The following is a 26,770-nucleotide window of genomic DNA, read 5'->3' as shown; positions in this document are numbered from 1 at the left end:
TTTACGTGAGTGCGATGGTCAACAGGCTGGTGCTGCGCATTGCGACTCATGGGTATATGTGTGAAAGTAAGATTGATCTTGATCTAGTGGCTGATACCTGCCTAAGTATTCATCAGCTCCAATTTGATTTTCTCGATTCGCTCCGCCATCGGCCAGCGCGGGCAAGTGCTACACGCCTGCTCGCCGGGTAGTCGAAAATGCTGGCAGCAACCTTGGCGATTGAGCGCTGCCGAGCAGGCGCTGCCGGGCATTTCAATCGGCATCAACTGGCCGTGCTTTTGCCACTCCAAGGCGCTTAACCATTGCTCGGCGGCCGCGTTGAGCTGCGTATAACTCCAGCCCAAATACTGCTGCACCCATAGCAAGGCCGATAACACGCAATCGACGGTGAGGCACGCCGCTTGTTTGGCAGAAAATCGCTCCAGCTCACACAACTGCTGCAAATGCTGCTGGTGGTATTGCCGCAAGGCGCTGGCCGCTGTTCGAATCAATTCTTCCCCCGCGCCGTGCTGTAGCGCGGACTCGGGTAGCGTATAGCCGGTGGTAAAACCGTCGACGACGGTTTGGCGCAGATGCGTCAACTCAAATGTGCTGCGGCTAAGATAGCTGGCGATGACGTTTAAATACGCCGGTTGCCACATCAACATGCCCCAGCTGCGTGCAGTCCAGTACATTTTTCCAGCTGCGGGTTGGCGTTTTTTCCAGTCGCTCATTAGCTGTGCCGCCAAATCCAGTTGCACGCTGGGCTGTGTTTCGCATTGACCGCACAGCGCAGGAAACTTGGCGTGGATTTGCTGTAATACGCTGGGCAACATCGTGAGCTCGGATGAAGGGGGGCTAGAGTGTGTTGGCTGACTATCTGCGTGGCATTTTCAAGCTTTTCCAAAAATAGGATGCAAATCTCGTCAGCATGATGAAAACGCTAATTAATATAACGTAGATGACAACGATTATCAATATGATTATCATTATCTGGCTTTGGGGCGCTAGGCTCTAATCGTTAATCGTTGAGGATGGTATGAAGCAACAGCAATGGATGGTTCGTCCGCTGGTACAGGCCTTGTGTACTGCGGGTATGGCAATGATGGCTGGTGGGGTGTGGGCCAGTGATGCGGCCTTACTGCAAGAAGTCGAAGTAGTTGGCGCTAATAGCGAAAATCAAAATCGCGCTGATGGCAATTGGACAAGTTCTGATAGCCGTGCGGCGACCAAAACTACCACGCCGCTGAATGAGTTGGCGCAATCGGTCAGCGTGGTGCGCCAAGAGCAGATCGAAGCGCAAAAACCGCGCACGATTGCCCAGGCGCTCGATTATGTGCCTGGCGCGTATTCAGGCTTGTTCGGCAATGCGATGCGCTACGACTATGTGGCGCTGCGTGGTTTTGTTGACACCAGTATGGCCAATACGGTGCTCGATGGCATGCGTTTGATGTCAGACGCAGGTAGTTTTAGCGCCTTCCAAGTTGACCCGTATTTTATCGAACGCATTGATTTGGTCCGTGGCCCGATTTCAGTGTTGTACGGCAATGCCGCACCGGGCGGGATGGTCGCTTTGATGACCAAGCAGCCGCAAATGGCGCGCCACAGCGAAATTAGCGTCGATGTGGGGACCAATAATACGCGCGCTTTAGGTTTTGATTTGGCGGGTGGCTTGAGCGAAACATTGAGCTATCGTTTGACCGGTTTGGGCCGCGAAGCCGATGCCATGCAAGATTATTCGAGCGAAAAACGCTTGGCCATCATGCCGCAATTGTTGTGGAAACCAAGTGAAAGTACGGCTTTGTTGCTGCAAGCCTATGTGCAAAATGATCCTGAGGGCGGCTACCACAGTGGCACACCGTATGAAGGCGCGGTAACGACACACGCTGGCCGCAAAGTGAGCCGTGAGTTTTTTGACGGCGAGCCCAATTTAGACGAGTTTGATCGCGAGCAGCGCATGCTTGGTTACCAATTCGCGCACCGCTTTAACCCAGCGTGGGAAGTGCGGCAGAATTTGCGCCACACCAGCTCGGATTATGCATCGAAACAGGTTTATCAATCTGGCTGGGCTAATGAAACTGAGCTGAGTCGTGGGTATAGCTTCTCGGAAGAAGAGCTAAGCGGTCTAGCGGTGGATACCCGTGTGCAAGGAACGGTAGCCACTGGCGCGCTGATTCACGATATTGTGTTTGGTATCGACTACCAAGACCGCGAGAATACTGGGTTTTGGGGGTGGGGTAGCGTCGCTGGGATCGATGCATTTGCGCCGCAATACGGCAACACCGAGCTCAGTGATATAGGTCAATCGAATTGGGTGCGTGAGTTCCGCCAGATTGGTTATTACGTGCAAGACCAAATTAGCTTAGGCGCGTGGCGCTTTACCGGCGGTATTCGTTACGATCGCGCCAAAACCTCGTCGCTGGATACCGATACACAGGTCAAAACTGAGTGGGATGGCGGTGAAACCAGCCGCCGTTTTGGCGCGCTGTATGTGTTCGATAGTGGTTTGGCACCGTATGTGAGCTATAGCGAATCGTTTGACCCGAGCAGCAACGTAGACGCTGCGGGCCAAGTTTTGCAGCCATCGCGTGGTACGCAGTGGGAAGCCGGCGTGAAGTATCAACCCAACGCCAGCACTTTGCTCACAGCGGCTTACTATGATTTGCAGCAGAAAGACGTAGCACGCATGGTGCCGGGTGAGGGGTATTTTGAATCAGTCGGTACGGTGAAATCGCGCGGTATTGAGCTCGAAGGGCATTTGGCGTTTGCACAGAAATTTAATCTGCAAGCGGCTTATACCTACAGCGATATGAAGATTCAAAATGGCGCAGCCGAAGCCGAAGGCAAACGCCCGCGCCAGTCGCCCGAGCAAATGGCATCAGCTTGGCTGAACTACACGCCAGTTACTGGTGCGCGCATCGGTGCAGGGGTGCGCTATATCGGCAAGAGCTACGCCGATTTAGCCAACACGATGGCAGTGCCGTCAGCGACTTTGTTTGATTTGTCGGCCAGCGTTGACTTGGGCATCTGGATGAGTCAAATGAAAGGTGCATCGCTGCAAGTGAGCGCGAATAATCTATTTGATAAAGATTATGTTGCCGCTTGCTACGACGAAAATTATTGCTACTTCGGTAATGAGCGTAGCGTGATGACGAGCCTGAAATACGCTTGGTAATTTAAGCTAGCGCAGCAAAAAAGCCCGAGGCAATTGCGTCGGGCTTTTTAATGTTCAAAACTAAACATTATGCGAGATGCCGCGTCGGATTGGCGGGGCTAAAAAAGCAAAAAGCCGTTGAGCTTTTCAGCTGAACGGCTTTTTTGAATTGGTGCCCAGGGTCGGACTCGAACCGACACACCTTGCGGCGGGGGATTTTGAGTCCCCTGCGTCTACCATTTCGCCACCTGGGCAGGTAACTGGTTTAGAGCCCGCATAATAGAGATGCTTTGCCGTTTTGGCAAGCACTTTTTGCATAAAAATTGCTTATTCGGCTTTCTTTAGCTCAAGTGCGCGCTCGTAGAGTGCATTGCGTGGTGCGCCTGAAATCGCTTGGGCAAGGGCAACCGCTTGTTTTAACGGTAACTCTGCGATCAGCGGCGTTAATAATGAGTCGTAACTGCTGCCTTCTGCTTTTTCTGCTTCTGGCGCCGCATCAACCACGATCACGGCTTCGCCACGTTGTTGATTGCTGTCGTTCGCGATCCATTCGGCCAATTGCGCTAACGGGGCGCGGCGGATGGTTTCAAAGGTTTTGGTTAATTCGCGCGCCAACACCGCTTCACGCTCTGCACCAAACACTTTGGCCATATCGGCAACACATTCAGCGATGCGATGTGGTGCTTCATAAAACACGGTTAGGTAGGGCAACTGGCTCAGTTTTGTTAGCTCATCACAGCGCTGTTTGGTTTTCGGTGGTAAAAAGCCATAAAACAGACTGTGTGCGCAAGTAAAGCCGCTGGCTGATAAGGCGCTGGTTAGGGCCGATGCGCCCGGAATCGGGATCACTTGAAAACCGGCGGCATGAACTGCTGCAGCCAGTACCGCGCCGGGGTCAGACACCGCTGGGGTTCCTGCGTCGGAAACTTGGGCAATGGTTTCACCAGCGGCGAGGCGGGTGATTATTTTTTCAGCCATGGCGCGTTCATTATGTTCGCGCACAGAGATCATCGGTGTGCTAATACCAAATTGCTTGAGTAATTGCCCTGTGACGCGCGTATCTTCAGCGGCAATCACATCGGCTTGGCGCAAAACAGCCAAAGCGCGTTCGGTAATATCACCGAGATTACCGATTGGTGTGGCAACCACATATAATGCAGACTTGCTGACAGGAATATCAGGCTTATGCACGTGAAAAATCTCCTTGGCTTGCGCTCAAAAACTCTAGGCGCAAGTACATTTGCAAAAAATGTCACTAAAAATGCTGCTTTCAAATCCATGAAAGTAGCCCGCCTTTTGGGCGTGAGTGCTCTACTATACGGGGCACTGGCGTCATCGGCCACTCCTGTACAGGCTAGCGAGGAGGTTGCGACAGCGCCGACAGGGTATATTGCCCTGCTGTTGCCGGGGCAGGCCAAGGCATTTAAGCCTGCGGTGGATAGTATTCGTGCCGGCGTATTGGCTGCCGAGCGGGTGCATGGTGGAGGCGATACGCCGTTGGTGCGCATGTTTGATACCACGGATAAAGAAGAAGATATTCGTGAGCAATATCTGAAAGCCGTTGCAGGGGGCGCAGTGTCGGTGATTGGCCCGTTAACCAAATCAGCGATGAACTTTTTAGCCGATAGCACGGATTTAACTGTGCCTGTGGTGGGCTTAAATGGCTTTGACCAAACCACCTTGGTGCAAAGCAATTTATATAGCTTTGGCTTGGGGATTGAGGCCGATGCGCAGGCGATGGCTCAATTGATGAAGCTCGATAATCAAGAGCATCCGCTCGTACTGCAAACCAACGATACGACGGGGCAACGTTTGGCGCAAAGTTTTGCCGATAGTTGGCTTGAGCAAACGGGAACCAAGCCCGTGATTGTGACCATCGCCAATCCCAAACGGGATGCCCCGAAATTAAAAGATCAATTAGTAGAAAATGCGGCTGATTCGGTTTTCTTAGCGATGGATGCCAAATCCGCGCGTATTGTACGCCCCTTCCTCGGTAATGAACGTGCAGTGTATGGCACCAATCAAATTAACCCAGGCCGTTTGCCCTCCACTGCACTGATAGATTTAACGGGAATTAAGTATTTAGATATGCCGTGGTTGGCCTATCCCGAGCAAGTCGGCTTTGAGCTTTACAATCGCACACGCTCAACGTCCAATGATCTGGAACGATTGTTTGCTTTGGGGGTTGATGCTTGGAAAATCGCCGCCATCTTAGCCAAAGGTGGCACGGTTGAGCGCTTGGAAGGATTAACAGGTACGCTCACATTAAATAGCGAACATATTGTCGAGCGTGAAATGGTTGAGCGCACGATGGGGCGATCAGCGCCATGAATGACAAAGGCCTGGCCGCTGAGCAGCTTGCTGCTCAATACCTTACGGAACAAGGCCTAAGGATGGTTGCGAGTAATTGGTCATGCCGACACGGTGAAATTGATTTAATCGCACTCGATGGCTCGCAACTGGTGTTTATTGAAGTACGTCAGCGGCGCTCAAAGCAGTTTGGTGGTGCGGCGGCAAGCATCACTCCGGCGAAACAAGCCAAACTCTGGGCCAGCGCCCAATTGTATTTGCAAAGCATCAAATCAACACCTGCGTGTCGATTTGATGCCATTTGTATTGATGGCCAGACCATTTCATGGCTAAAAAACTGCATCAGCGGCTAATCGCCTAGCTGGCAAATAATAAGGAAATACACATGGATTTAATTCAACGCGTTCAGCAACACTTCGAAGAAAGCATCGCCGCGAAAATGGCCGCTGTCGAAGTGCTCAGCCCGGCGATTTCACTGGCGGCTGAAAAAGTCGTACAGACTTTGATTGCGGACGGCAAGATTTTGGCATGTGGTAATGGCGGCTCAGCCGCCGATGCGCAGCACTTTGCCGCCGAAATGGTCGGCCGTTTCGAGCGTGAGCGCCCAGGTTTACCAGCGATTGCGCTGACGACGGATTCGTCCGCCTTGACGGCCATTGCCAACGATTATGATTTTGACTTGGTTTTTTCTAAGCAAGTACACGCCTTGGGTCGCGCTGGCGATATCTTGGTGGCGATTTCAACCTCGGGTAACTCGGCCAACGTGATTTCGGCCATTCATGCTGCGCACGACCGCCAAATGACGGTAATCGCTTTCACCGGCCGTGACGGCGGGCAAATTGCTGATTTAATGACGGGCGACGATGTAAACATTTGCGTTGCGCATCCACGCACCGCGCGAATTCAAGAAGTGCATATCACTGCGATTCATGCGCTGTGTGATGCCGTTGATTTTATGCTGTTGGGAGGCGATTAATGAAGCGTGTCGTAACTGCGGCTATCTTGGCTGCCAGTGTGGGATTATCGGCTTGCGTTCCGTTGATGGTAGTGGGTGGTGTTGCGGTAGGGGCATGGATTGGCTCAGATCCACGTCCCACGGTCAGCATTAAAAACGACACTAAATTAGGGGCTGATATTGATGCCAAGATTCGCGATGAATGGCGGGATCAGGTGCATATATCGGTAAATACCTTTAATGGACAAGTGTTGCTGACTGGCGAAGTGCCTAGTGCGGATATCAAAGCGAAAGCGGAACAAATTGCCCGCTCATTTAGCGAAACCAAGCGCGTTCATAATGATTTATTCATTGGTCCATTATCGACCACCACAGAGCGCTTGAACGATACCCAGCTGACAACACGAGTGAAAAGCGTTTTGTTGGCATCTGGTGGGGATCCCGCAGCGGTACATTTACAAGTAATCACTGATCGCAGCGTTGTGTACCTGCTCGGGATGAGTAGCCCAGCTTTGGCTGATAAAGCGGCTAATATCGCCGCATCGGTTTCGGGGGTCGCACGCGTTGTGAAGTTGGTGCAACCCGTGCAAGCATTGCCGCAATAAAAACTGCCACCGCAAGGTGGCATTTTTTTGAGCGATGAATATTTGTCTTGTTGGGTATTTCTATGTAGCCCTTTTGAAGAAAGCCTTTTGACAATATACCCGTAGCTAAATCTTGAACTCCTTCAGGATGTACTTCAGCAATAAAGGCTGCGCCGCAGCAGTGGGGTGGAGCTGATCGGCTTGGAAATATTGATTGTTGTTTATTACGGGTTCTAGCAGGAAAGGGCTAAGACTTACTTTGTATTGCTTGGCCAAGCCCGGGTAGACCGCGGCAAATTGTTGCGTGTAGTTGGCGCCGTAGTTGGGGGGCATGTGCATGCCGATTAAATGCACTTTGGCGCCCGAGCTTTGCGCTTGCGCGATCATTTTGCCTAAATTTTGTTTCATGGCTTCAACGGGCAAGCCGCGCAAACCATCGTTGGCCCCGAGTGCCAAAATCAGCCACTGTGGTTTGTGTTGTTTAAGCGTAGCCGGGAACCTTGTTAGCCCTCCCGCTGTCGTTTCACCAGAGACGCTGGCATTGACGACGCGATAAGCTTTGCCTTTGGCCTTGAGTTCTTTTTCTAATAGCTTGGGCCAAGCTTGATCGGCGGCGATGCCGTAGCCAGCCGATAGGCTGTCGCCAAAAACCAAAATAACAGGCTCTGCTGCCAACGCGGTGTGCATGGCAAGCACCGAGCCTAAACCCACAAGGATACGTTTAAGCATGTCCGATAAAACTCCAAGCATGATCGCAGCACGCAATGTGCATAAAAGCATTGATACTGGCGCGCAAACACTGACGATTTTGCACGATATTGATTTCAGTGTACCAGCTGGCGCCAGTTTGGCCATCGTTGGCCGTTCGGGTTCGGGCAAATCGAGTTTATTGGCGCTGCTTGCAGGCTTGGACTTGCCCACGGATGGCGAAGTTCTGCTGCAAGGCCATGCTTTACAAGCCTTGGATGAAGACGGCCGCGCTCGCGTGCGGGGGCAATTGGCGGGTTTTGTTTTCCAATCATTTCAGCTGTTGCCCGAATTGAACGCGCTGGAAAATGTGATGTTGCCGCTGGAATTGTCTGGCGTTCGCGACGCTGAATCGATTGCGCGGCATTGGTTAGAACGCGTCGGCTTGGCGCATCGGATCGATCACTTGCCACGCCAACTCTCCGGCGGCGAGCAACAGCGCGTCGCCTTGGCGCGCGCCTTCGCGCCCAAGCCGGCCGTATTGTTTGCCGACGAGCCTACGGGCAGCCTCGATAGCGCAACGGGCGCGGTGATTGCTGATTTGCTGTTTGATCTCAATCGCGAAATGGGCACGACGCTGGTGCTGGTGACGCACGATGAAACCTTGGCCGAGCGCTGCTCGCATTGTTTGCGCTTGCAAGCGGGGCAGATTATGGCGTGGAATGAACCCGCAGCGCCGCAAATCAGCGAGGTTCCAGCATGATGAGCGCTGCCGCTACACGCAGTTCCTGGCGGCTGCACTGGCGCTTATTTGCGCGCAGTATGGCTGCGGGTGAATACAAAACATTGCTGCTGGCCTTGGTGATCGCGATTGCGTCGCTCACCGCAGTTGGCATGCTCACCGATCGAGTTCAGCGGCTCTTGCTCGGCCAGGCGAATCAATTGCAGGCGGCCGATGCGGTGCTGCTGTCTGATCAAGCGATTGCCCCAACTGCGGCGCAACTGGCGCAGCAATATGGGCTGAAAATCGCAACCACGGCGACTTTTCCGTCGATGGTCAGCTTTGGCGATAAAACCAATTTGGCGTCGGTCAAAGCAGTGAGCGAGGCTTACCCTTTGCTCGGCCAATTGGCTTTTGTCGCGCCGAAAAACGGCCAAGCTCCGCGCAGTGGCGAGGTGCTGATCGACCAGCGTTTGCAAGCCATTTTAGGCGTTCAGCTCGGGCAAACGGTGCAGCTAGGGCAATTGAATTTGCGCGTCAGCGGTATTTTGGAACGCGAGCCCGATGCTGGTTTTGATTTTTCGAGTCTGCAAGCGCGTTTGATGATGGCGGAGTCCGATTTGGCGCGCAGTGGTTTATTGGGTTTTGGTAGCCGCGTGAAATATCGCCTGATGGTTGCCGGTGAAGAAGCCAAGGTTTTGCAATGGCAAAACACGATGAAGACCCAATTGGCGCGCGGCCAGAGTGTGGAAAATGTCCGCGAGTCGCGCCCCGAGCTCAAACAAGCCATCGATAGAGCCGAGCGCTTTTTGCGCTTAGCATCGTTGCTCGCCGGCGTGCTGGCTGCCGTGGCGATTGTGCTGGCGGCGCGGCGGTTTGCTTTGCGCCACTTTGATACCGTCGCGCTGCTGCGCACCTTGGGCGCAAGCCAAGCCAAAGTGCGTGGCATATTGCTTAGCCAATTATTGTTATTGGCGAGTTTTGCCGCGCTAGTGGGCGGTGCATTGGCATGGCTGGCGCAGACGATTTTGGTCTGGCTGATCGCCGATCAATTAGCCGCGCCTTTACCTGCCGGAACGCTGTGGCCGTGGGCTTGGGCGAGTTTACTTGGTTTGGTGCTATTGCTCGGTTCGGCTGGCCCCGTATTGCTCAGTTTGGCGAAAACACCACCACTGCGCGTATTGCGCCGCGATATTACGCTGAACGTGAATTGGCTGTGGCAATATGGGATTACTATTGTTGCCATGCTGGGTATCTTGTTGCAAATAGCGCAGGACGTAAAGTTAGCGGCGATAGTGGGTGGAGGTATTGTGCTGGCCTTAGGCTTGGTTGCCTTGCTGTCGTATGCGGTACTCAAAATTTTGCAACGCAGCTTGCGTCAAGGCGCGGGCAAAATCGCGCTGCGCCAAATGCTGCGCCAGCCCGGTTTATTGCTTGCTCAGTTGGCGGCGCTAACTTTGGGTTTGTGTGGCTTATGGCTGCTGACCGTCGTGCAAAGCGATTTACTCAATGCGTGGCGCGCGCAAGTGCCGCCCGATGCGCCCAATCATTTTGCTGTCAATATCCAACCTGAGCAGCGTGCGCAATTTAGCCAGCTGTTTGCCAACGCGGCGTTGCCCGAGCCCAAAGTGCAGCCGATGATTCGTGGCCGCTGGACTTTGCTTAACGACAAGCCGGTTGATCCGAAAAGCTATCGCGAGCCGCGCGCGCAGCGTTTGGCCGAGCGCGAGTTTAATTTATCATGGGGCGAGGACGAGCGCGCTGATAATCAGCGCATTCAAGGCGAGCCGCTCGATCAAAATCGGCCAGGCTGGTCGGTCGAGAGCGAGTTGGCTGAAACGCTCGGCATTAAAATCGGCGACACGCTGACCTTTGATATTGCTGGCGTGCCAGTTAGCGCGCCAGTGGTGAATTTACGTAAAGTCAACTGGGGCTCGTTCCGCGCTAATTTCTTCGTCGTCGGCACAGCGTCGATGATGCGCGAACAGCCGAGCAGCGCGATTAGTAGCTTTTATTTGCCGGCGGATAAAAAACAATTTGTTCCTGACTTAGTGCATACGCTGCCCAATGTCACGATCATCGACGTCGGACAAGTGTTGGCGCAAGTGGAAGCGGTGATTGGCTTGGCCTCTGCCGCCTTGCGCTTGGTATTTGTGATGTGCGTTTTGGCGGGGCTCACGGTCTTGCTGGCGGCGCTCGACACCAATGAGGCGGAACGTAGGCGCGAAGCGGCGCTGATGCGCGCCCTTGGTGCGAGCACGCGGCGAATCGCGCAAATCTGGTGGCTGGAAAGCTTGTTGCTCGGTGCCGTGGCCGGTTTAATGGCGGGTCTGGTTGCCGCAGTAGGCGCTTGGTATGTGGCGCACAACCTATTTAATTTGCCGTGGATGATTAACTGGGCGCTGCCGCTGTATTCGGCGCTGGCGGGAATGGCCTTAACCGCCCTGACCGTGTGGCGACGGCTATTGCGCCTTGCCAAAACCACGCCAATGTTGATGCTGCAAGCAGATTAACGCGGAGCAGTAGCGCGCGATTGTGGTTTGTACGCACAGCGGGTGATTATTTGCGCCAGATTTGTGCCAGCGCAAAACATTGCCCGTCTTGCAGGCGCATCCTCACGCTTAATATCGATGTGAGGTGAGCCATGTTTATTCTTGAGCAAGGGCAGGTTGAGCGCTTGTGCCAGACTTATCTGGGCGGAAACGCGACTTCCGTAGAAAAAATTACCGGCTTTCAGGCGGATGTGTATCTGGTGCAAGTGGGCCGCTTGCGCGCTGTACTGAAATGCTACCGCCAGCCTCATCAGGCGCAACGCGAAGCGCAGGCGCTCAATATGCTGCGCCAGTATTTGCATGGCTTAAATTTACCCGAAGTGATCGCCGTACATCAGCCAGGCGAGCCTGGCGAGGCGCTAGTGCTGACGTATATTCATGGCTCACCCGCTAGCCATGAATTAGAGTCGCCGATCGAAATTGACCATTTTGCCGATGATTTTGTCGATTGGCTGCGTGGCCTACACGCCATTAGTTGTGAAATGGGCTTTCAAGATGAAACGGGGCAGTGGCATGCCACGTTTGCGCAGGCGTATCAAAGTGATTTAGCCGCGCGTGTTGCGTGGCTGAATGGTGCCGATGCGGCGCAATGGATAAGTGCACCGCTGCGTGCCGATTTAATTGAGTTGGCCACGCAATTTGCCCGCTTGCCTGAATCAAACCGGCAAACCAGCAGCATTATTCATGGCGATGCACATGCGGCTAATTTCTTAGTTGACCCCGATACGCATCGTTTGTGCGGCGTCATAGATCCGGGTTTGGTGCGCTTTAGCCATTGCGAACTTGATCTGGTTCAGCTCGATACCGTGCGCCCGGATTTGAAATTGCTTGGCAATTATCTGAAAAAATCAAATTTTGACGATGCTGTGCGTTTACGTTTGGCCTACTTTGGCGTGTTTTGCAATGTGCGACAAATCGCACAAACGGGCGTCTGCGACGAAGCCATGCTAATTCGCAACATCGCCAAAGTGCAGCGTTTAATTGCAAATACGCGCTTAGTCGCTGCGGCTTAATAGATTGCCAGCTGTGATTTCGCTCGCCCAGCCTTTGGCTGGGCGTTTTGCTGCCCGCGATGCATAGATTGGGCTTTCGGCTGGCAAGAATTGGCTGGCATACGTTTGCACGACTATCTGCTATAAGTCGAATTGCAAATGGGTATAGATTCAAAGCCTATTGCTAGTTTGGCTTGTATTGATATACCTGCACTGCAAATAACTGCATTTAAGTGTTGCAGCTATAATCCCAGATAATTTTCGTTCAGCACGCGCAAGAAGGCATCGCCGTATTTATCCAGTTTGCGATCGCCGACGCCGCTGATGCGCGATAGCTCGTAATGGTCGAGCGGTCGTAGGCGCACCATTTCTTTCAGTGTGGCGTCGCCAAAGATATGGTAGGCCGGCGCTTCGATTTCGTCGGCGAGCTGTTTGCGCAGTTTGCGCAAGGCTTGCCACAGCGCCTGATCTGCCTCGTTGCTAAATTCGCTGCCTTTGTCGCCGCGATAGCTAAATTTCTCGGTGCGTGCGCGTAAAAACAGCGGTACTTCGCCTTTTAAAAATGGCCGAGCAGCGTCGGTCAGCTGCAAGCCGCCGTGGCCTTCAGGCGAGAGTTGCAGCGCGCCTTTGGCTAACAATTGGCGAAACACCGCGCGCCAGCTCGCTTCGTCGATGTCTTTGCCGATGCCAAAGGTGCTGATTTTGTCGTGCAGATATTCTTTGACCTTGACGCTGGTTTTGCCGCGTAACACATCGACCAAATGCCCGACGCCAAAACGGTTTCCGGTGCGATACACGCAGGACAACGCTTTTTGCGCCGCTTGGCCCATTTCGACCAGTTGCGGCGGGTTCAGGCAATTATCGCAGTTGCCACACGGCACTGTTGCTTCGCCAAAATAACCCAATAGCACGGTGCGGCGGCATTCAGTGGCTTCTACCAAGCCGAGCATCGCGTCGAGCTTGCGTCGCTCGACGTGTTTTTGTGCTTCTGGACTTCCGCCTTGCTCTATCATTTCCGACAGCAAAATCACATCATTTAAGCCATACGCCAACCACGCATTGGCGGCCAGCCCGTCGCGGCCAGCGCGACCAGTTTCTTGATAATAATTTTCGATCGATTTGGGCAAATCCAGATGCGCAACAAAGCGCACATCGGGCTTATTAATGCCCATGCCAAACGCGATGGTGGCAACCATGACGATGCCTTCTTCGCGTAAGAACATTTGCTGGTGCTTGGCGCGCGTGCTGGCATCCAGCCCCGCGTGATACGGTAGCGCCTTAATTTCTTTGCTGCGCAGCCATGCCGCGGTGTCTTCGACTTTTTTGCGGGATAAGCAATACACAATGCCCGAGTCGCCCTCGTGCTCGCGGCGCAAAAAGGTCAGTAATTGATCGCGCGCGGTTTTTTTCTCGACCATCGTGTAGCGCAAATTGGGGCGATCAAAACTGGCGACGAATTCTTGCGCATCTTCCAGACGCAAGCGCTGTTTCATCTCGGCGCGCGTCGCGTGATCGGCGGTGGCGGTTAGTGCGATGCGTGGAATATTCGGAAAATCATCGGCCAGAATCGACAGCGCTAGATATTCGGGCCTAAAGTCGTGCCCCCATTGCGAGACGCAATGCGCTTCGTCGATGGCAAACAGCGAAATATGCGCTTGGCGCAGTAGCGATTGAAAACGTGGCGTCATCAGGCGTTCGGGGGCTACGTAGAGCAATTTGAGTTGCCCGCCCAATAGCCGCTGTTCAACATCCCGCGCGGCATCGGCATCGAGCGTCGAATTTAAAAACGCCGCCGCCACGCCGACTTCAAGCAGCGCATCGACTTGGTCTTGCATCAGCGCGATCAGTGGCGAGACGACAATCGCGCAGCCATCGCGCACCAAGGCGGGGATTTGATAGCACAGCGATTTGCCACCACCCGTTGGCATCAAGACTAGCGCGTCTTGCCCTGCGCACAGCGCATTGACAATTTGCTCCTGCATGCCGCGAAATGCGCGATAGCCGAAGACGTGCGCTAAATAATGTTGAGCGCGGGTCGAATTAGAAGTGGGGGAGGCGGTGTTTGACATAAGCGGCGCTATTGTACGCCGCTTCATCGGGGGAATATATCTGCTTCTTTGATTTTGGCTGGTTTCTAGGGGTATGCTCTTAAGGTTTAAGCAAATAAATGGGAATAAGCCTATACCTATTAGTCTTCGTCTTTACTGTCTACATACCCAGCCTGCGTGGTGAGAGGGTGAAGACTTTCATCAAGCAATGATTTTTTTTTGCCAAAGCGCGACCAAGGAATGAACGGTAAACAGGCCAAGACGATCAGGGTAATGATCAGAAATTCCAGCATTACAAACTCACGGGTGTACAAGTTATTGTCAGTATAAATTCAGCTTTTTTGTTGTGCAATGCAAGACATCGATAAAAATGCTTATTTCATACAGTAATTGAAAGAAAATGACCGTCATCTGATAGACGGTCATTTGATTTAAAGCGAATAAAAATAAGCTTTGTGCGATTCTTATTGGTTTTGAATGCTTACAACCCTGCTTCGATCAACATCTCACGCGTGAGCAGGAACACAAAACCATCGCCGGATTCGGTGGGTAACCAAATAAACGGTAAGCTTGGGTATTGCGCTTCGAGTTCTTCGCGGTTATGGCCAATTTCCACCACTAATACGCCATGCGGATTGAGACGCTCGCTGGCTTGTGCCAAGATTTTGCGCGTAATGTCCAAGCCATCTTCGCCGCTACCCAATGCCATCACTGGTTCGTGCAGATACTCTGGTGGCAGCTCTTCCACGCTGTGCGCGTCAACGTAAGGTGGGTTGGAGATAATCAAGTCGTATTTCATGTCTTGCACGGCGTCGAAAAGATCAGAGTCGAGCAAGTCGATACGATCGCCAAGGCCGTAGTCGAGCACATTGATTTCCGCTACATCGAGTGCGTCTGGGGATAAATCAACGGCATCGATCGCCGCATCGGGGAAAGCGTGCGCCATCAAAATCGCCAAGCAACCCGAACCGGTGCACAGGTCCAAGGCATTGTGGATCAGCTCTGGATGCTCGATCCACGGCTCTAGCCCTTCATTAAATAAAATTTCGGCGATGAATGAGCGCGGCACAATGACGCGTTCATCGACATAGAATTTAAATTCGCCTAAATACGCTTCTTTGGTGAGGTAAGACGCCGGTTTACGCGTTACGACACGCTCTTGCAGCACATTGAGTACCAGTTCAACTTCTTCAGGCAATAGCCGCGCGTCAAACACCGGTTCGAGGCGATCAATCGGCAATTTAAGCGTCGCCAAAATTAAATAGGCGGCTTCATCCCATGCTTCACTGGTGCCGTGGCCGTAAAAAAGCTCGGCAGCATTGAATCGGCTGACAGCAAAACGGTGCAGATCACGCACAGTAGTCAGATATTCGCGGGCGGTTTCGTACATGATGCATGGCTCCCTTGCTGCATATATTGAGAATGCTAAGTGTACTGCGAACTGATGGGCTAATTGTGATTTTGTCTTTAAAATATCTTGCTCATTTGGTTTATATCGAAATTCAGTAACATATCATTATTAATTTTTGGCACTTTATCCTGCCCGGAGAAATGCAATTGATGAAATCGTTTCTAGCCTTTGTATTGATGGCTTGTCTGCATGCCCAAGGATGGGCCAATCAGCAATTAGACGAAGGTCAGCAACGTGTAACGCAGGAAATAGAGGCGTGGAATAGCTGCATCCGCCATGAGCTTAAGCAACAAATTCAGAGTATTGCCTCGCCTGCCTTTATTGCCGAAACTACGCTGGATTTGTGCAATGCCAATTACCTCAGACTGCAGCAATTGATGATGGATGATATGCAAAAACGAGGTGGTTCAGCATCTGCCGTACAGGTAGAAAAAATGGTGATTGATAGCTTAAAGGATGCTAAGGATAATCATCGCGCGAAGATAATTTCTATCGTGCTCAAATATCGAGCCAAATGAGTACTAAATCGGCCAAGCAATTCAAGAGCTTGAACGATGAAAAAAGCTTGGTAGTTTGCAATTAGATGGATGAATTTAAACCTATTTTCGCACTTTAAACGTATCCATCCCCCTTCGCTTGGTGTAAAGTGCCGCTTTGGTTTTATTTTGCACATCGGAGTGGTATGGGTATGACATTTGCAACGCTTGGCCTTGCGCCTGAAGTTCAAAAGGCAGTTGCCGAGCAGGGCTATGAAAACCCGACTGCGATTCAATCGCAAGCCATCCCCGTGATCTTAACTGGCCAAGATGTATTGGGCGCCGCGCAAACCGGTACCGGTAAAACCGCAGCGTTTACTTTGCCGATTCTGACCAAAATCATCCGCCACGCCAATACCAGCGTGTCGCCAGCGCGCCACCCGATCCGCGTGCTGATACTGGCGCCAACGCGCGAACTTGTTGATCAGGTTTACGACAACGTTGCCACTTACAGTAAATACACCGGTTTGCGTAGCCATGTGGTGTATGGTGGTGTGGATATCAAAGGGCAAATCCCAGCGTTGCGTAATGGCGTTGAAGTACTGGTGGCCACGCCGGGCCGCCTGCTCGATCATATTGGGCAAAAAAATATCAATTTGTCTCAAGTTGAGATTTTGGTCTTGGATGAAGCCGATCGCATGCTCGATATGGGCTTTATTCTCGATATCCGCGAAATCTTCAAACTATGTACCAATCGCAAGCAAACGCTATTGTTCTCGGCAACGTTTGCGCCGGAAATCGTCAAACTCAGTAATGAGTTTATGAATAATCCAGTCAAGATCGAAGTCGCGCGCCAAAATTCGGCGAATGAATCGGTCAAGCAAGAGCTGCATCCGGTTGAAACCGCACGTAAACGTGCCTTGCTGGCGCACTTGATTCGTGTGCATCAAATGGGGCAGGTCATTGTATTTTGCCGCACCAAAATTGGCGCAGAGCAAGTGTCACGCGAATTAAAACGCGCCGGATTTAATTGCGAAGCGATTCACGGCGATCGCGATCAGAAAGCGCGTACTGAGGCGCTGAACAAATTTAAAGCGGGTGAAACGCAAGTGCTGGTTGCCACCGACGTGGCCGCGCGTGGTTTGGACGTGACCGATTTGCCGTTCGTGGTGAATTTCGAGTTGCCAACCAATCCAGAAGACTACGTCCACCGTATTGGTCGTACTGGGCGCGCAGGTGCCACCGGCATTGCGATTTCCTTGGTCGCACCCGAAGAAGACAAAGCATACAACGGCATTAAAGCGCTTTTGAAACGCGAATTACCATTAACGCCAGTACCGGGCTTTTCGCCGGGAACGATTCAAATTATTGACGAGCGCGAATCATTGCGTGAGCGTGGTCGTGGGGCGCGACCAGAGCGCGAGCGTAGCCCACGTCGTGATGGTGAAGTGACCGAGCGTATGCCATCGCGCGCTGCGCGTGATGCGATGGATATTCCCGCGTTGCCATCTGATTTGCCAAAGCTGCCCAAACGCGCGCCGCAGATTGCCGCGCTGTTCTTACCCAAGCGGACGCCGCTGGATCAGCAATAAAAAAGGGCCTTTCGGCCCTTTTTTATTGCACTCATTATTACCAAATGTAGCCTAAACCAAGCCCAGCATAAAATTCGCCACTGTGTTGAACAAGTGGGCTGTTTTTGATATCGCTGTCGTAAAACTCGTAATTGACCGCGGCCATACCGATCCAGTTTTTATTAAACCGGTAGCTGGTGATCAGCGCAGTCATGGGTGACACGGTGGTGCCGGTATCCCAAGCTGCACGGGTTGCCGTTGCTTCGCTCGCAGATACACCGCCGAAATAATAATTAGCCATATTGGCGCTGCGTACCATGACCCCAGCGCCGGGCATGATTAAAAGATTATCTTTTACGATGGGAAAGTCTGCCCAGAAGAGGGCTTCTTGGCCTTTACTGGTTCCGGTTATATCGCTGGCCGCACGAATCGTAAGTAGAGCATACGGCGTGACAATATTCGCACCTGCCCCCCCTTCTAATTGCCAGTCGCGCTTTTTCATGCCGGCAAAGGCCGCAGTTTCTTCAGGATCAAGATTGCTAAAGCGGACACGGCCATATAAATAAGCGGCAACATTGCCTTCTTTGTAAACGTAGTAACGCGCTCGATCGCCCAAATACATTAAGCGTTCGCCAAAATAAATCATGCCTGGGATCGCGTAAAAAGAATTATCTTGTGCTTGATAGCGCGCCTGGCCACCGAGTACTACGCCACCGAGCACCACTCCATTGGGGACTGGGCTGGAGTCTGAGTCGCTTGCAAAAGAATCGAGCGAGCCAAAATCAATTTCAGCCTTGGCGGGTATAGCAGTAAATGCAAGAGCCAGAGTGGTTAAAACGGCTATACCTTTAGATAGTATTGTTTTGCACATGATGCTTCGATCTTTTACATGGAAAGTAATAATTGTAGCAAAGCGCTGTCGTGATGCCTTTAATGGCGCAACGAACACAACACATCTACGACAGTCGCTTTGCCAAGGCCGGAAATTTACGCCGCGGCGATAAGGCGCACAGCCAATGGCGCCGCACCGTTGGCGATAGGGAACAGGCGATCAATATTTGGATGATTGCCCGGATTTTTTTCCGCATCTAGCGTGTGTTCGGCATAAATGCGCAGCCCTTTTTGCGCGGCGATATCACTAATGGCACCAAATTCCTGATACAGCGCGTGGTACACGCGTACGCTGCCTGCTTGGCCGGGTTTATTTTCAATGCGAGCTACCACATCATCGCCATTGAGAAGTTCAATCGCGCTTAAATGATCTACGGTCGGCAACGCTGCCAGCTGTTCGGCAAAATTCATCGGTTCACCTTGTCAACGGTTGAGTAGGGAGAGGCGTTATAACATACAAGCGCATCATGCGCTCACTTGAAATCAAATGGAGAACGAAAGATGAATACCACCTTAAAAATGATCTGCGCGGCGGCTTCTTTAACTGTGGCTTCATTTGCGCTGGCTGCGCCTAGCCCTGTGGGGGGGCATGCAGGGATGCCAAAGGGCGATGTCACTAAGGCTGATTTTTTAAAGCATATGGAAGAGCGCTTTAATATGATGGACGCGAATAAAGACGGCGTGCTATCCGAAGCTGAGCGCAAAGCGGCACACGATAAAATGCGCGCGATGCGCGATGAGCGTCGCCAAGCTCGCATGGCCAGCAAAGCCAGCATGGCAAAGTAAACTAGCGTTAAAGACCCTACCGGTGCGCAGCACGGGTAGGGTGCCGCTTAAACATGGGCGGCATCACCCCAAATTTCAGTCAGTGGTAGTTGGCCTGCAATAATGCGACTATCAAGCAAATGAATGACAGAAAAATCAAATTCTTCGGTATTGCGCAATACCCGCTGCTTCAATAATTGATCATTGCTATTAAATAAAGACAGCACCAAGGGGGTGCTATCGAGTTTGCCGCGTCGCACAACGACGCCAGTTTCGCCATTGATTAAATGCACCACGCTGCCGGGTGGATACAGCCCCAGCGTTGATAAAAACAATTGCGCCAGCTTTTGATCCAAACTGCCTGCGCCACTATTGAGTGTACTAAACATCGCCGCATCAGCCAGTTGTCGCCGCCGATAGCCACGATTACTCAGCATGGCGCAATAGCGATCCGCTAGGCTTAATAAGCGTGCTTCAAACACAATGTCTTCACTGCGCAGTTTGCGCGGATAACCACTGCCGTCGGGCGCTTCATGGTGTTGCTCTACACAATCGAGCCACTGAATATCGGATACGCCAAGCATACGCAGTTGGTCGCGGCCAATTTGTGGGTGGGCTTGCATTTGTGCGCGCTGATCCGGCGTGAGCGGCCCCTCTTGCGCGGCAAGGAGGTTTTCCAGCGCGTGCATACCAATATTCATCGTGAGCGCAGCCGCCACGACGGAGGCGCGCTGCATTGCAGTTTGGCCCAGATTGCACAAGCTTAACTCAGCCACAATCGCTACATCCACCGCGTGACGGATGGGGTAGGCGGTTTCGAGCTCGAGCATAATGGTTGCTAGGGCAACCTCTGCAGATTGACTACAGGCACTTTGTACTTGCTGCACCATCGCGGAGACTGCGGCGGGAAAATTCTCCGCCGCTAGCGGGTCGCTGAGCAACTGGGCCAGATCAAGTCGTGCTTGCCGGATAAGCTGTAAAGATGATTTCGATTCAGTGGCCATGATCGGGTGCATGCGTTTGGAATGCTTATATTAGCTGATTACAAATAAAAACAGCGTGAGTTTGCACTCACGCTGTTAAAAATAGGCTATTTCGCTTTAGATTTGTATACGGTTATTCCGCTTCGTCCATCCACACCATTTGAATCGCTTCGAGGATTTTCTCGCCGCAATGTTTTGGATCGTCGTCAAAGCCATCCAAAGCTAAAACCCAATCGCGCAAATCAGTAAAGCGGATGGTTTTTGGATCAACGTCGGGGTATTTATCAGCCAGCTCAATCGCGATATCGCGGGTGTCAGTCCATTTCATCTTTATACTCCTACTGTGTATTGCTCGCTAGGTTAATAGGCCTATGCTCTAGCGACAGATACTCTTAGTGATGTTCGCGCGCGTGGTTGATCGTGTATTTAGGCAATTCAACCACTAGATCAGTATCGGCCACTTCAGCTTGGCAGGAAAGGCGAGAGCATGCTTCCAAACCCCACGCTTTATCGAGCTGATCTTCTTCTAGCTCGTCGGCTTCGTTCAGGCTATTAAAGCCTTCGCGCACCAGCACATGGCAGGTGGTACAGGCGCACGATTTTTCACACGCGTGTTCGATTTCGATGTCATTGGCGAGCAGCGCATCGCAAATGGTCGTGCCCGGCTCAACGTCGAGCACCGCGCCATCGGGGCAAAGGGTGGCGTGCGGCAAAATAACGATTTGGGTCATGCTCTTTCCTTCAGTTAGACAAAAGGGCGGCCTGTGGGCTGCGCTTTTGGTTTAACGTTAAATATCGGTAATTTTCTGGCCAGCCAAACCACGTTTCACTGCGGCGTCCATACGGCGGCTAGCAAAGTCGCCCGTTGCGGCGTTCAATTGTTCGGTGCCCGTGATAATCGCGTCGGCGTCATTATTGGCGCTGGCGTTTTGCAAGGCGGCAATCGCGGCGTCGATCGCGGCACGTTCCGTCGCATCGATCAAATCGCCATCGCTATCGAGCGCGACCAATACTGCGGTGATAATACTTTGCGCTTCTACGCGCGCTTCGGCCAATTTTCGTGCTTGCACGTCATCTTTGGCGTGCGTCATCGATTCGGTCAGCATGCGGCTGATTTCGTCGTCCGACAAACCGTACGATGGTTTCACGGCGATGCTCGCTTCAATGCCGGTCGATTGCTCGCGCGCTGAAACGGACAGCAGGCCATCGGCGTCGACTTGGAATGTGACGCGAATACGCGCCGCACCAGCGACCATCGGCGGAATGCCGCGCAATTCAAACCGCGCCAAGCTGCGGCAATCGCTAACGAGCTCACGCTCGCCTTGCAGCACATGAATCGCCATTGCTGTTTGGCCGTCTTTAAACGTCGTGAATTCTTGCGCGCGCGCGGTTGGGATGGTGCTATTACGCGGAATGACTTTTTCGACCAAGCCGCCCATCGTTTCCAAACCGAGCGACAGCGGAATTACGTCGAGCAGCAACCACTCATCGTCGCCCTTATTGCCCGCCAGTACATTCGCTTGAATCGCCGCGCCGATCGCCACGACTTTATCGGGGTCGAGATTGGTCAGCGGTTCTTGGCCGAACAACTCGCGTACCGCTTTGCGTACATGCGGCATCCGCGTTGCGCCGCCAACGAGCACCACGCCTTTGACGTCTTCAATCGTTAATTTCGCGTCGCGCAGCGCTTTTTTGACTGGCAACAGCGTTTTGCTGATTTGATGCGCCGTCATTTTGTGGAACTGTTCGGCGGTCAATTCCAAATCGATCACCGCACCGTCGGACAACACGGCGGTAATGCGCGTGCTATCGCGGTCGGTTAGCGTTTCTTTCGCTTCGCGTGCGCGCGTCAGCAATAGGCGCTGATCGTTGGCGTTCGGGCCATGAATATCGGCTTGCTCCAAAATCCAGCAGTAAATGCGGTGGTCAAAATCATCACCACCGAGTTGGCTGTCACCCGAAGTTGCGCGCACTTCAAACACGCCGCGAGTCAGCTCCAGAATCGACACGTCAAACGTGCCGCCGCCCAAGTCGTAAATCACATACGTGCCTTCGGACGCATTATCCAAGCCATAGGCAATCGCCGCTGCGGTCGGCTCGTTCAGCAAGCGCAACACATTCAAACCCGCCAATTTGGCCGCGTCTTTAGTCGCTTGGCGCTGCGCGTCGTCGAAGTACGCTGGTACGGTAATCACCGCGCCAACCAGCTCGCCACCGAGGCTGTCTTCCGCGCGCTGTTTCAAATTTTTTAAGATCTCGCTTGAGACTTCAACCGGGCTTTTGACGCCGGCACGCGTCACCAATTTGAGCATGCCTGGCTCGTCGACGAAGCGGTACGGCGTTGCCAAGTCGGCGATATCGTTAATGCCGCGACCCATAAAGCGCTTCACCGACACCAAGGTATTGCTCGGGTCTTCGTTTTGCTTGGCTTGCGCGGCGTGGCCGATCAGCAAGGTATCGTCTTTGCCGTAATGCACCACTGACGGTAGCAAAGTGCGGCCATCGTGATCAGGCAGGCAAACCGCGCTACCGCTTTTGACGGTGGCAACCAAAGAGTTGGTCGTGCCCAAATCAATGCCCACCGCCAAACGATGTTGGTGCGGTGCGGCGCTCATGCCCGGTTCGGCGATTTGCAACAAAGCCATTTTCTATCTCTTTTTTTACTTCAACGAAATGATGGAGGACCTAACGAAAAGGGGTATTACGGGCCTTCGCTGAATCTAATTTTGACGTTTTCTGTTTCTTTGTTTGAATCTTGTATCGGCAAACGAACTTCTCGTAAATCTTTCATGATTGATTCATCCAGCTCATTATTGCCTGTACTTTGAATCATCGTTATATCTGTAATCTCGCAATGCTTATTCAATTGAAAATTGACTGCAAATCTAATGTTCGAGCCAGCTTTGTTTCTAATTGTTGGAAGCCACCTAATGCGATGCACAATGACGCTACTTCTTTCTGTTTTATCATTGATTTCAATGCACTCAAACTGAGGTTTTTTTTTGATTTCTAATTTTTGTTCCTCTGGTACAGGCTGGGTCGAACCTGCACTGGCTGATAGTAGCAGCCCCACTAAGGTCGTTGCGATGATAAGAACTCTGTATTTAATACAAAACAGCTTCAATCGCATCGCCGATTTCCTGATCCAGCTTTTCCATAAAGCGTAATTTTCGCACGCTCATCGCCGCATTCGCAAAATCTTGTTGCGCGTCGATTTGCGCGGCGAGTTTGTCTTCCAGGGCCTGCATTTCGGCGCGCATTTCGCGCGCTAGGTTTTCCAGCGCATCGACATTTTTACTTGCCTTCGCGTCGGCTATGCTTTCGCGCCATTCCATTTGCGCCATCAGAAAATCCATCGGCATCGCCGTATTGGTTTCTTCTTGCGTATCTACGCCCGCCAGTTGCAGCAAATAGCGCGCGCGCGGTAGCGCTGATTTAAGTGTTTGATACGCTTCGTTGATGTGCGTTGCGGCTTGCAAGCTGGCGCGGCGTTCGGCATCTGAGGCGGTGGCAAATTTGTCTGGATGATACAGCGCCACTTGCTCGCGGTAACGCGTATCAAGGGTTTTGGCGTCGAGCGCAAAAGTTTGCGGTAAACCAAACAGGGCAAAATGGCTTTGGCTGAAATCGATCATGGGCGGCGGAATCTAAATGAAGAGGACAGAAGGGCGGGGGCGCAAGGTGCGCGCGCCCCGAAACCGCGTTTAAACGCCAAAGCTCTCGCCACAACCACATTCGTTTTTCACGTTCGGGTTGTTGAATTTAAAGCCTTCGTTCAGGCCTTCTTTGGTGTAATCAAGCTCAGTGCCATCCAAATACGCCAGCGATTTAGCATCGGTAAAAATTTTGGTGCCGAAACTTTCAAATACCAAATCTTCGCTGTTTTCAACGTCGACAAATTCCAGCTTGTAAGCCATTCCCGAACAGCCCGAGGTTTTAACCGCCAGGCGAATGCCCAAGCCTTTGCCGCGCTTGGCGATAAAATTGCTAACGTGTTTTGCTGCCGCTTCAGTTAATGTCAATGCCATTACTTGCTCCTTGGGGGTATTGCTCTGTAGTTATTTGCTATAAATGGCTACAGGGCAATACCCTTGGAATTATTTGCTGTGCTTTTGCTTGTAGTCTTCAACTGCTGCTTTGATCGCGTCTTCGGCCAAGATTGAGCAGTGGATTTTGACTGGTGGCAAAGCCAATTCTTCGGCGATTTGGGTGTTTTTGATCGCCAACGCTTCGTCCAAAGTTTTGCCTTTAACCCACTCGGTCACCAGTGATGACGAAGCAATCGCCGAGCCGCAACCGTAAGTTTTAAATTTTGCGTCGGTGATCAAGCCGTCTTCGCCAACCTTAATCTGCAACTTCATCACGTCGCCACAGGCTGGCGCGCCAACCATGCCGGTGCCAACGGTTTCGTCACCTTTTTCAAACGCGCCAACGTTGCGCGGGTTTTCGTAGTGGTCGAGTACTTGTTCGCTATATGCCATTTCGTGTGCCTCTTAGCTAAATCAAAAGTTCCCCAGCTGCGTTACTTCGGCTTGCCGTACTCGGTGTACTGTCTGCGCCTGAAGTGCCTTGCTGGAAAACTTTTGAATATTTAAATTCTTTCCAGAATCAAACCACCTTTTGCGGTGGATCGTTTTTTTGTTTGGCAAAAGTCCATGCAAATTGGCGTGGATCGTGATGCCAGACAAGGCGCGAAGCCGCGCCGTTTACTGCTGTAAACAAGCGGTTTCGCAACGCCGTATGGCGTCACGAGCCGCAGTCAATTTTTAGTGGGCAGCCCATTCGATGGTACTGATATCAATACCTTCCTTGTACATATCCCACAACGGAGACAAGGCGCGCAGCTTGTCGATTTTCGATTTAATCAATTCAATCGCGTAATCGATTTCGGCTTCCGTGGTAAAGCGGCCAATTGTGAAGCGGATCGAGCTGTGCGCCAGTTCGTCCGAGCGGCCCAAGGCGCGCAAGACGTACGATGGCTCAAGCGACGCTGACGTACATGCCGAACCTGACGACACCGCCAGATCTTTCAGCGCCATAATCAGCGATTCGCCTTCAACGTAGTTAAAGCTCACGTTCAAATTGTGCGGCACGCGCTGGTTCATATCGCCGTTCAAATGCACTTCTTCGATTTCTTTCAGGCCATTCCACAAACGATCGCGCAAAGCGCCGATGCGTTTGTTTTCTTCAACCATATCTTCCCTTGCAATACGGAACGCTTCGCCCATGCCGACGATTTGGTGCGTTGCCAAAGTGCCAGAGCGGAAACCACGCTCATGACCGCCGCCGTGCATTTGCGCTTCCAAGCGGATACGTGGTTTACGACGTACGTACAGTGCGCCGATGCCTTTTGGACCGTAAGTTTTGTGCGCCGAGAAACTCATCAAATCGACTTTCAGGCTCGCCAAATCCAGCGCAATTTTGCCAGTCGCTTGCGCGCTATCGACGTGGAATACAATGCCACGCTCGCGGCAGATTTCGCCAATGGTGGCGATGTCTTGAATCACGCCGATTTCGTTGTTCACTGACATCACAGAAATCAAAATCGTGTCTGGGCGGATCGCCGCTTTGAGCGCTTCCAGATCGAGCAAGCCATTTTCTTGCACGTCCATATACGTCGCTTCAAAACCTTCGCGCTCAAGTTCACGCACCGTGTCGAGCGTGGCTTTGTGCTCGGTTTTTACCGTGATGATGTGCTTGCCTTTAGTTTGGTAGAAGTGAGCTGCACCTTTGAGTGCCAAGTTGATTGACTCAGTGGCGCCTGAAGTGAAAACGATTTCTTTTGGATCGCAGTTGACCAGCTTTGCCACTTCCTCACGCGCGTCTTCAACCGCCGCTTCTGACTCCCAACCGAATGGGTGCGAGCGGCTGGCAGGGTTGCCAAACATCTCGGTGAGGTAAGGAATCATCTTGGCTGCAACGCGTGGATCGACTGGCGTCGTTGCTGAGTAGTCAAGATAGATTGGTTTTTGCTGAGTCATGAGCGTTGCTCCAATAGCGTAAGGCAATAGCGAAACAAGTATTAATGGGCATTCAGTAAGGAATGGCGTTGGTCTTTGACAATGCTGAGCGTATCGCTACAGCGTTTGGCTTTTTCTTGCTGTTTTTCGATTAAGCTTGCCAAGGTCACTTCAGATAAAAAGCCGTGGATGGTTGAGTTCAGCTCAGTCCACAAATCGTGCGTCATGCAGCGCGATTCATCGCGGCAATTTTCGCGGCCACCGCATTGCGTGGCGTCGATCGGCTCGTCGACCGCTTGGATGATTTCGGCGACGGTGATCTCACAGGCGGCACGGGCTAGACAGTAGCCGCCACCGGGGCCACGGACACTTTCAACCAATTCACGGCGGCGCAGCTTACCAAACAATTGTTCAAGGTAAGACAGCGAAATATGCTGGCGCTCGCTAATCCCCGCTAGCGTGACGGGGCCATTGGCTTGGCGCAGCGCCAAATCCAGCATCGCAGTCACGGCGAAGCGGCCTTTTGTGGTCAAGCGCATGGGATTTCCTTGCTGTTTTGAACGTGGCTCAATGGTATCAAAGCCCGACTAAATTGGTCAAGTAAAAACCCGACTGAATTAGTCGGGTTTGTCGATTGTTTTGCTTGACCATCATCATTTACAAGCCATGGCAAAGCCATGTCTGTCTGGCTTGGGCTGGGCTTTGCCGCCAATATGTTTTATTCCCACTCC

General features: G+C 52.3%; 30 protein-coding genes and 1 tRNA gene. 11 read left to right on the top strand and 20 right to left on the bottom strand.

Going from position 1 to position 26,770, the window contains the following annotated elements; all coding sequences use genetic code 11:
- Window positions 1–101: 101 nt before the first annotated feature.
- A complete protein-coding gene (locus tag NT239_05175) occupies window positions 102–815 on the bottom strand; it encodes a siderophore ferric iron reductase (GenBank protein XGA72239.1) in 714 nt (237 codons plus the stop codon).
- 203 nt (window positions 816–1,018) lie between these two features.
- On the opposite strand from NT239_05175, the gene NT239_05170 reads away from it, so the two are divergent.
- Window positions 1,019–3,154 carry a TonB-dependent siderophore receptor gene (locus tag NT239_05170; protein ID XGA72238.1) on the top strand — a complete coding sequence of 712 codons (2,136 nt, stop codon included), beginning with the start codon at window positions 1,019–1,021 and terminating at the stop codon, window positions 3,152–3,154.
- Between the two features lie 149 nt (window positions 3,155–3,303).
- Here the strand turns inward: NT239_05170 and NT239_05165 are convergent.
- Together NT239_05165 and rsmI are read right to left on the bottom strand one after the other, a co-directional pair.
- A tRNA-Leu gene (locus NT239_05165) sits at window positions 3,304–3,387 on the bottom strand.
- 73 nt (window positions 3,388–3,460) lie between these two features.
- Window positions 3,461–4,324, bottom strand: a complete 864-nt coding sequence (rsmI, locus tag NT239_05160) for a 16S rRNA (cytidine(1402)-2'-O)-methyltransferase (protein ID XGA72237.1) — start codon at window positions 4,322–4,324, stop codon at window positions 3,461–3,463.
- Between the two features lie 87 nt (window positions 4,325–4,411).
- Here rsmI and NT239_05155 point away from each other — a divergent pair, with 87 nt between their 5' ends.
- The 4 genes from NT239_05155 to NT239_05140 are packed head-to-tail and all read left to right on the top strand — an operon-like array spanning window position 4,412 to window position 7,003.
- Complete coding sequence (locus tag NT239_05155) at window positions 4,412–5,464, top strand: penicillin-binding protein activator (protein ID XGA72236.1); 1,053 nt, start codon at window positions 4,412–4,414, stop codon at window positions 5,462–5,464.
- A complete protein-coding gene (locus tag NT239_05150) occupies window positions 5,461–5,796 on the top strand; it encodes a YraN family protein (GenBank protein XGA72235.1) in 336 nt (111 codons plus the stop codon). Before NT239_05155 ends, NT239_05150 begins: the two co-directional genes overlap by 4 nt.
- A 32-nt stretch (window positions 5,797–5,828) precedes the next feature.
- Complete coding sequence (locus NT239_05145; protein ID XGA72234.1) at window positions 5,829–6,419, top strand: phosphoheptose isomerase; 591 nt, start codon at window positions 5,829–5,831, stop codon at window positions 6,417–6,419.
- The gene (locus tag NT239_05140; GenBank protein ID XGA72233.1) at window positions 6,419–7,003 is read left to right on the top strand and encodes a BON domain-containing protein; all 585 of its coding nucleotides are present in this window, start codon (window positions 6,419–6,421) and stop codon (window positions 7,001–7,003) included. The genes NT239_05145 and NT239_05140 overlap by 1 nt, the downstream gene beginning before the upstream one ends.
- A gap of 105 nt (window positions 7,004–7,108) precedes the next feature.
- Here NT239_05140 and NT239_05135 read toward each other — a convergent pair whose 3' ends face one another.
- A complete protein-coding gene (locus NT239_05135) occupies window positions 7,109–7,711 on the bottom strand; it encodes an arylesterase (protein ID XGA72232.1) in 603 nt (200 codons plus the stop codon).
- Between NT239_05135 and NT239_05130 the strand changes: the two genes are divergently transcribed.
- The 3 genes from NT239_05130 to NT239_05120 all read left to right on the top strand — a co-directional run bounded on the left by NT239_05130 (window position 7,710) and on the right by NT239_05120 (window position 11,955).
- A complete protein-coding gene (locus NT239_05130; protein XGA72231.1) occupies window positions 7,710–8,432 on the top strand; it encodes an ATP-binding cassette domain-containing protein in 723 nt (240 codons plus the stop codon). The genes NT239_05135 and NT239_05130 overlap by 2 nt on opposite strands.
- Window positions 8,429–10,903, top strand: a complete 2,475-nt coding sequence (locus NT239_05125) for an FtsX-like permease family protein (protein XGA72230.1) — start codon at window positions 8,429–8,431, stop codon at window positions 10,901–10,903. Before NT239_05130 ends, NT239_05125 begins: the two co-directional genes overlap by 4 nt.
- A 131-nt stretch (window positions 10,904–11,034) precedes the next feature.
- Window positions 11,035–11,955: a phosphotransferase gene (locus NT239_05120; GenBank protein ID XGA72229.1), complete on the top strand. Its 921-nt coding sequence runs from the start codon at window positions 11,035–11,037 to the stop codon at window positions 11,953–11,955.
- On the opposite strand, the gene NT239_05115 is transcribed toward NT239_05120, so the two are convergent.
- The 4 genes from NT239_05115 to prmB all read right to left on the bottom strand — a co-directional run bounded on the left by NT239_05115 (window position 11,938) and on the right by prmB (window position 15,372).
- Window positions 11,938–12,066, bottom strand: coding sequence for a hypothetical protein (locus NT239_05115; protein ID XGA72228.1), 129 nt, complete (start codon window positions 12,064–12,066; stop codon window positions 11,938–11,940). The genes NT239_05120 and NT239_05115 overlap by 18 nt on opposite strands.
- A 110-nt stretch (window positions 12,067–12,176) precedes the next feature.
- Window positions 12,177–14,003 (bottom strand): DNA helicase RecQ, encoded by a 1,827-nt coding sequence (gene recQ / locus NT239_05110; GenBank protein ID XGA72227.1) that lies wholly within the window; start codon window positions 14,001–14,003, stop codon window positions 12,177–12,179.
- Window positions 14,004–14,122: 119 nt separating this feature from the next.
- Window positions 14,123–14,275 (bottom strand): hypothetical protein, encoded by a 153-nt coding sequence (locus NT239_05105; GenBank protein ID XGA72226.1) that lies wholly within the window; start codon window positions 14,273–14,275, stop codon window positions 14,123–14,125.
- Between the two features lie 188 nt (window positions 14,276–14,463).
- Complete coding sequence (gene prmB / locus NT239_05100) at window positions 14,464–15,372, bottom strand: 50S ribosomal protein L3 N(5)-glutamine methyltransferase (protein XGA72225.1); 909 nt, start codon at window positions 15,370–15,372, stop codon at window positions 14,464–14,466.
- Between the two features lie 170 nt (window positions 15,373–15,542).
- On the opposite strand from prmB, the gene NT239_05095 reads away from it, so the two are divergent.
- Together NT239_05095 and NT239_05090 are read left to right on the top strand one after the other, a co-directional pair.
- The gene (locus NT239_05095; protein ID XGA72224.1) at window positions 15,543–15,911 is read left to right on the top strand and encodes a hypothetical protein; all 369 of its coding nucleotides are present in this window, start codon (window positions 15,543–15,545) and stop codon (window positions 15,909–15,911) included.
- Between the two features lie 170 nt (window positions 15,912–16,081).
- Window positions 16,082–17,461, top strand: coding sequence for a DEAD/DEAH box helicase (locus NT239_05090; protein ID XGA72223.1), 1,380 nt, complete (start codon window positions 16,082–16,084; stop codon window positions 17,459–17,461).
- A gap of 37 nt (window positions 17,462–17,498) precedes the next feature.
- Here NT239_05090 and NT239_05085 read toward each other — a convergent pair whose 3' ends face one another.
- On the bottom strand, window positions 17,499–18,311 hold the full coding sequence (locus tag NT239_05085) for a MipA/OmpV family protein (GenBank protein ID XGA72222.1): 813 nt from the start codon (window positions 18,309–18,311) through the stop codon (window positions 17,499–17,501).
- A 116-nt stretch (window positions 18,312–18,427) separates the two neighbouring features.
- Window positions 18,428–18,742 carry a DUF2322 family protein gene (locus NT239_05080; GenBank protein XGA72221.1) on the bottom strand — a complete coding sequence of 105 codons (315 nt, stop codon included), beginning with the start codon at window positions 18,740–18,742 and terminating at the stop codon, window positions 18,428–18,430.
- Window positions 18,743–18,832: 90 nt separating this feature from the next.
- Here NT239_05080 and NT239_05075 point away from each other — a divergent pair, with 90 nt between their 5' ends.
- On the top strand, window positions 18,833–19,117 hold the full coding sequence (locus NT239_05075; GenBank protein ID XGA72220.1) for a hypothetical protein: 285 nt from the start codon (window positions 18,833–18,835) through the stop codon (window positions 19,115–19,117).
- 47 nt (window positions 19,118–19,164) lie between these two features.
- On the opposite strand, the gene NT239_05070 is transcribed toward NT239_05075, so the two are convergent.
- From NT239_05070 to iscR, 10 genes are all read right to left on the bottom strand, one after another.
- Complete coding sequence (locus tag NT239_05070) at window positions 19,165–20,100, bottom strand: hypothetical protein (protein ID XGA72219.1); 936 nt, start codon at window positions 20,098–20,100, stop codon at window positions 19,165–19,167.
- Window positions 20,101–20,212: 112 nt separating this feature from the next.
- Complete coding sequence (iscX, locus tag NT239_05065) at window positions 20,213–20,407, bottom strand: Fe-S cluster assembly protein IscX (GenBank protein XGA72218.1); 195 nt, start codon at window positions 20,405–20,407, stop codon at window positions 20,213–20,215.
- 64 nt (window positions 20,408–20,471) lie between these two features.
- Complete coding sequence (gene fdx, locus NT239_05060; GenBank protein XGA72217.1) at window positions 20,472–20,810, bottom strand: ISC system 2Fe-2S type ferredoxin; 339 nt, start codon at window positions 20,808–20,810, stop codon at window positions 20,472–20,474.
- Window positions 20,811–20,867: 57 nt separating this feature from the next.
- Window positions 20,868–22,724 (bottom strand): Fe-S protein assembly chaperone HscA, encoded by a 1,857-nt coding sequence (gene hscA, locus NT239_05055; GenBank protein ID XGA72216.1) that lies wholly within the window; start codon window positions 22,722–22,724, stop codon window positions 20,868–20,870.
- A 56-nt stretch (window positions 22,725–22,780) separates the two neighbouring features.
- Window positions 22,781–23,209 carry a hypothetical protein gene (locus tag NT239_05050; GenBank protein ID XGA72215.1) on the bottom strand — a complete coding sequence of 143 codons (429 nt, stop codon included), beginning with the start codon at window positions 23,207–23,209 and terminating at the stop codon, window positions 22,781–22,783.
- Complete coding sequence (hscB, locus tag NT239_05045; GenBank protein ID XGA72214.1) at window positions 23,184–23,714, bottom strand: Fe-S protein assembly co-chaperone HscB; 531 nt, start codon at window positions 23,712–23,714, stop codon at window positions 23,184–23,186. The genes NT239_05050 and hscB overlap by 26 nt, the downstream gene beginning before the upstream one ends.
- A gap of 69 nt (window positions 23,715–23,783) precedes the next feature.
- Entirely contained in the window at window positions 23,784–24,107 is a 324-nt protein-coding gene (gene iscA, locus NT239_05040; protein XGA72213.1) for an iron-sulfur cluster assembly protein IscA, read from the bottom strand.
- Between the two features lie 69 nt (window positions 24,108–24,176).
- Window positions 24,177–24,560 (bottom strand): Fe-S cluster assembly scaffold IscU, encoded by a 384-nt coding sequence (iscU, locus tag NT239_05035; GenBank protein XGA72212.1) that lies wholly within the window; start codon window positions 24,558–24,560, stop codon window positions 24,177–24,179.
- Between the two features lie 285 nt (window positions 24,561–24,845).
- Complete coding sequence (locus NT239_05030) at window positions 24,846–26,060, bottom strand: IscS subfamily cysteine desulfurase (protein XGA72211.1); 1,215 nt, start codon at window positions 26,058–26,060, stop codon at window positions 24,846–24,848.
- A gap of 41 nt (window positions 26,061–26,101) precedes the next feature.
- On the bottom strand, window positions 26,102–26,578 hold the full coding sequence (gene iscR, locus NT239_05025; protein XGA72210.1) for a Fe-S cluster assembly transcriptional regulator IscR: 477 nt from the start codon (window positions 26,576–26,578) through the stop codon (window positions 26,102–26,104).
- Window positions 26,579–26,770 lie beyond the last annotated feature (192 nt).

The organism is Chitinibacter sp. SCUT-21 (genome assembly GCA_041874755.1).
GTDB lineage: Bacteria > Pseudomonadota > Gammaproteobacteria > Burkholderiales > Chitinibacteraceae > Chitinibacter.
The sequence above is the reverse complement of the archived record's forward strand: the minus strand, read 5'-3'. Positions and strand labels throughout refer to the sequence as shown.

What these genes read in the sequence shown, in the direction of transcription:
- NT239_05175 (XGA72239.1), bottom strand. Translation starts at nt 815, where the DNA reads ATGTTGCCCAGCGTATTACAGCAAATCCACGCCAAGTTTCCTGCGCTG.
- NT239_05170 (XGA72238.1), top strand. Translation starts at nt 1,019, where the DNA reads ATGAAGCAACAGCAATGGATGGTTCGTCCGCTGGTACAGGCCTTGTGT.
- NT239_05155 (XGA72236.1), top strand. Translation starts at nt 4,412, where the DNA reads ATGAAAGTAGCCCGCCTTTTGGGCGTGAGTGCTCTACTATACGGGGCA.
- NT239_05150 (XGA72235.1), top strand. Translation starts at nt 5,461, where the DNA reads ATGAATGACAAAGGCCTGGCCGCTGAGCAGCTTGCTGCTCAATACCTT.
- NT239_05145 (XGA72234.1), top strand. Translation starts at nt 5,829, where the DNA reads ATGGATTTAATTCAACGCGTTCAGCAACACTTCGAAGAAAGCATCGCC.
- NT239_05140 (XGA72233.1), top strand. Translation starts at nt 6,419, where the DNA reads ATGAAGCGTGTCGTAACTGCGGCTATCTTGGCTGCCAGTGTGGGATTA.
- NT239_05130 (XGA72231.1), top strand. Translation starts at nt 7,710, where the DNA reads ATGTCCGATAAAACTCCAAGCATGATCGCAGCACGCAATGTGCATAAA.
- NT239_05135 (XGA72232.1), bottom strand. Translation starts at nt 7,711, where the DNA reads ATGCTTAAACGTATCCTTGTGGGTTTAGGCTCGGTGCTTGCCATGCAC.
- NT239_05125 (XGA72230.1), top strand. Translation starts at nt 8,429, where the DNA reads ATGATGAGCGCTGCCGCTACACGCAGTTCCTGGCGGCTGCACTGGCGC.
- NT239_05120 (XGA72229.1), top strand. Translation starts at nt 11,035, where the DNA reads ATGTTTATTCTTGAGCAAGGGCAGGTTGAGCGCTTGTGCCAGACTTAT.
- recQ (XGA72227.1), bottom strand. Translation starts at nt 14,003, where the DNA reads ATGTCAAACACCGCCTCCCCCACTTCTAATTCGACCCGCGCTCAACAT.
- NT239_05105 (XGA72226.1), bottom strand. Translation starts at nt 14,275, where the DNA reads ATGCTGGAATTTCTGATCATTACCCTGATCGTCTTGGCCTGTTTACCG.
- prmB (XGA72225.1), bottom strand. Translation starts at nt 15,372, where the DNA reads ATGTACGAAACCGCCCGCGAATATCTGACTACTGTGCGTGATCTGCAC.
- NT239_05095 (XGA72224.1), top strand. Translation starts at nt 15,543, where the DNA reads ATGAAATCGTTTCTAGCCTTTGTATTGATGGCTTGTCTGCATGCCCAA.
- NT239_05090 (XGA72223.1), top strand. Translation starts at nt 16,082, where the DNA reads ATGACATTTGCAACGCTTGGCCTTGCGCCTGAAGTTCAAAAGGCAGTT.
- NT239_05085 (XGA72222.1), bottom strand. Translation starts at nt 18,311, where the DNA reads ATGTGCAAAACAATACTATCTAAAGGTATAGCCGTTTTAACCACTCTG.
- NT239_05080 (XGA72221.1), bottom strand. Translation starts at nt 18,742, where the DNA reads ATGAATTTTGCCGAACAGCTGGCAGCGTTGCCGACCGTAGATCATTTA.
- NT239_05075 (XGA72220.1), top strand. Translation starts at nt 18,833, where the DNA reads ATGAATACCACCTTAAAAATGATCTGCGCGGCGGCTTCTTTAACTGTG.
- NT239_05070 (XGA72219.1), bottom strand. Translation starts at nt 20,100, where the DNA reads ATGGCCACTGAATCGAAATCATCTTTACAGCTTATCCGGCAAGCACGA.
- iscX (XGA72218.1), bottom strand. Translation starts at nt 20,407, where the DNA reads ATGAAATGGACTGACACCCGCGATATCGCGATTGAGCTGGCTGATAAA.
- fdx (XGA72217.1), bottom strand. Translation starts at nt 20,810, where the DNA reads ATGACCCAAATCGTTATTTTGCCGCACGCCACCCTTTGCCCCGATGGC.
- hscA (XGA72216.1), bottom strand. Translation starts at nt 22,724, where the DNA reads ATGGCTTTGTTGCAAATCGCCGAACCGGGCATGAGCGCCGCACCGCAC.
- NT239_05050 (XGA72215.1), bottom strand. Translation starts at nt 23,209, where the DNA reads ATGCGATTGAAGCTGTTTTGTATTAAATACAGAGTTCTTATCATCGCA.
- hscB (XGA72214.1), bottom strand. Translation starts at nt 23,714, where the DNA reads ATGATCGATTTCAGCCAAAGCCATTTTGCCCTGTTTGGTTTACCGCAA.
- iscA (XGA72213.1), bottom strand. Translation starts at nt 24,107, where the DNA reads ATGGCATTGACATTAACTGAAGCGGCAGCAAAACACGTTAGCAATTTT.
- iscU (XGA72212.1), bottom strand. Translation starts at nt 24,560, where the DNA reads ATGGCATATAGCGAACAAGTACTCGACCACTACGAAAACCCGCGCAAC.
- NT239_05030 (XGA72211.1), bottom strand. Translation starts at nt 26,060, where the DNA reads ATGACTCAGCAAAAACCAATCTATCTTGACTACTCAGCAACGACGCCA.
- iscR (XGA72210.1), bottom strand. Translation starts at nt 26,578, where the DNA reads ATGCGCTTGACCACAAAAGGCCGCTTCGCCGTGACTGCGATGCTGGAT.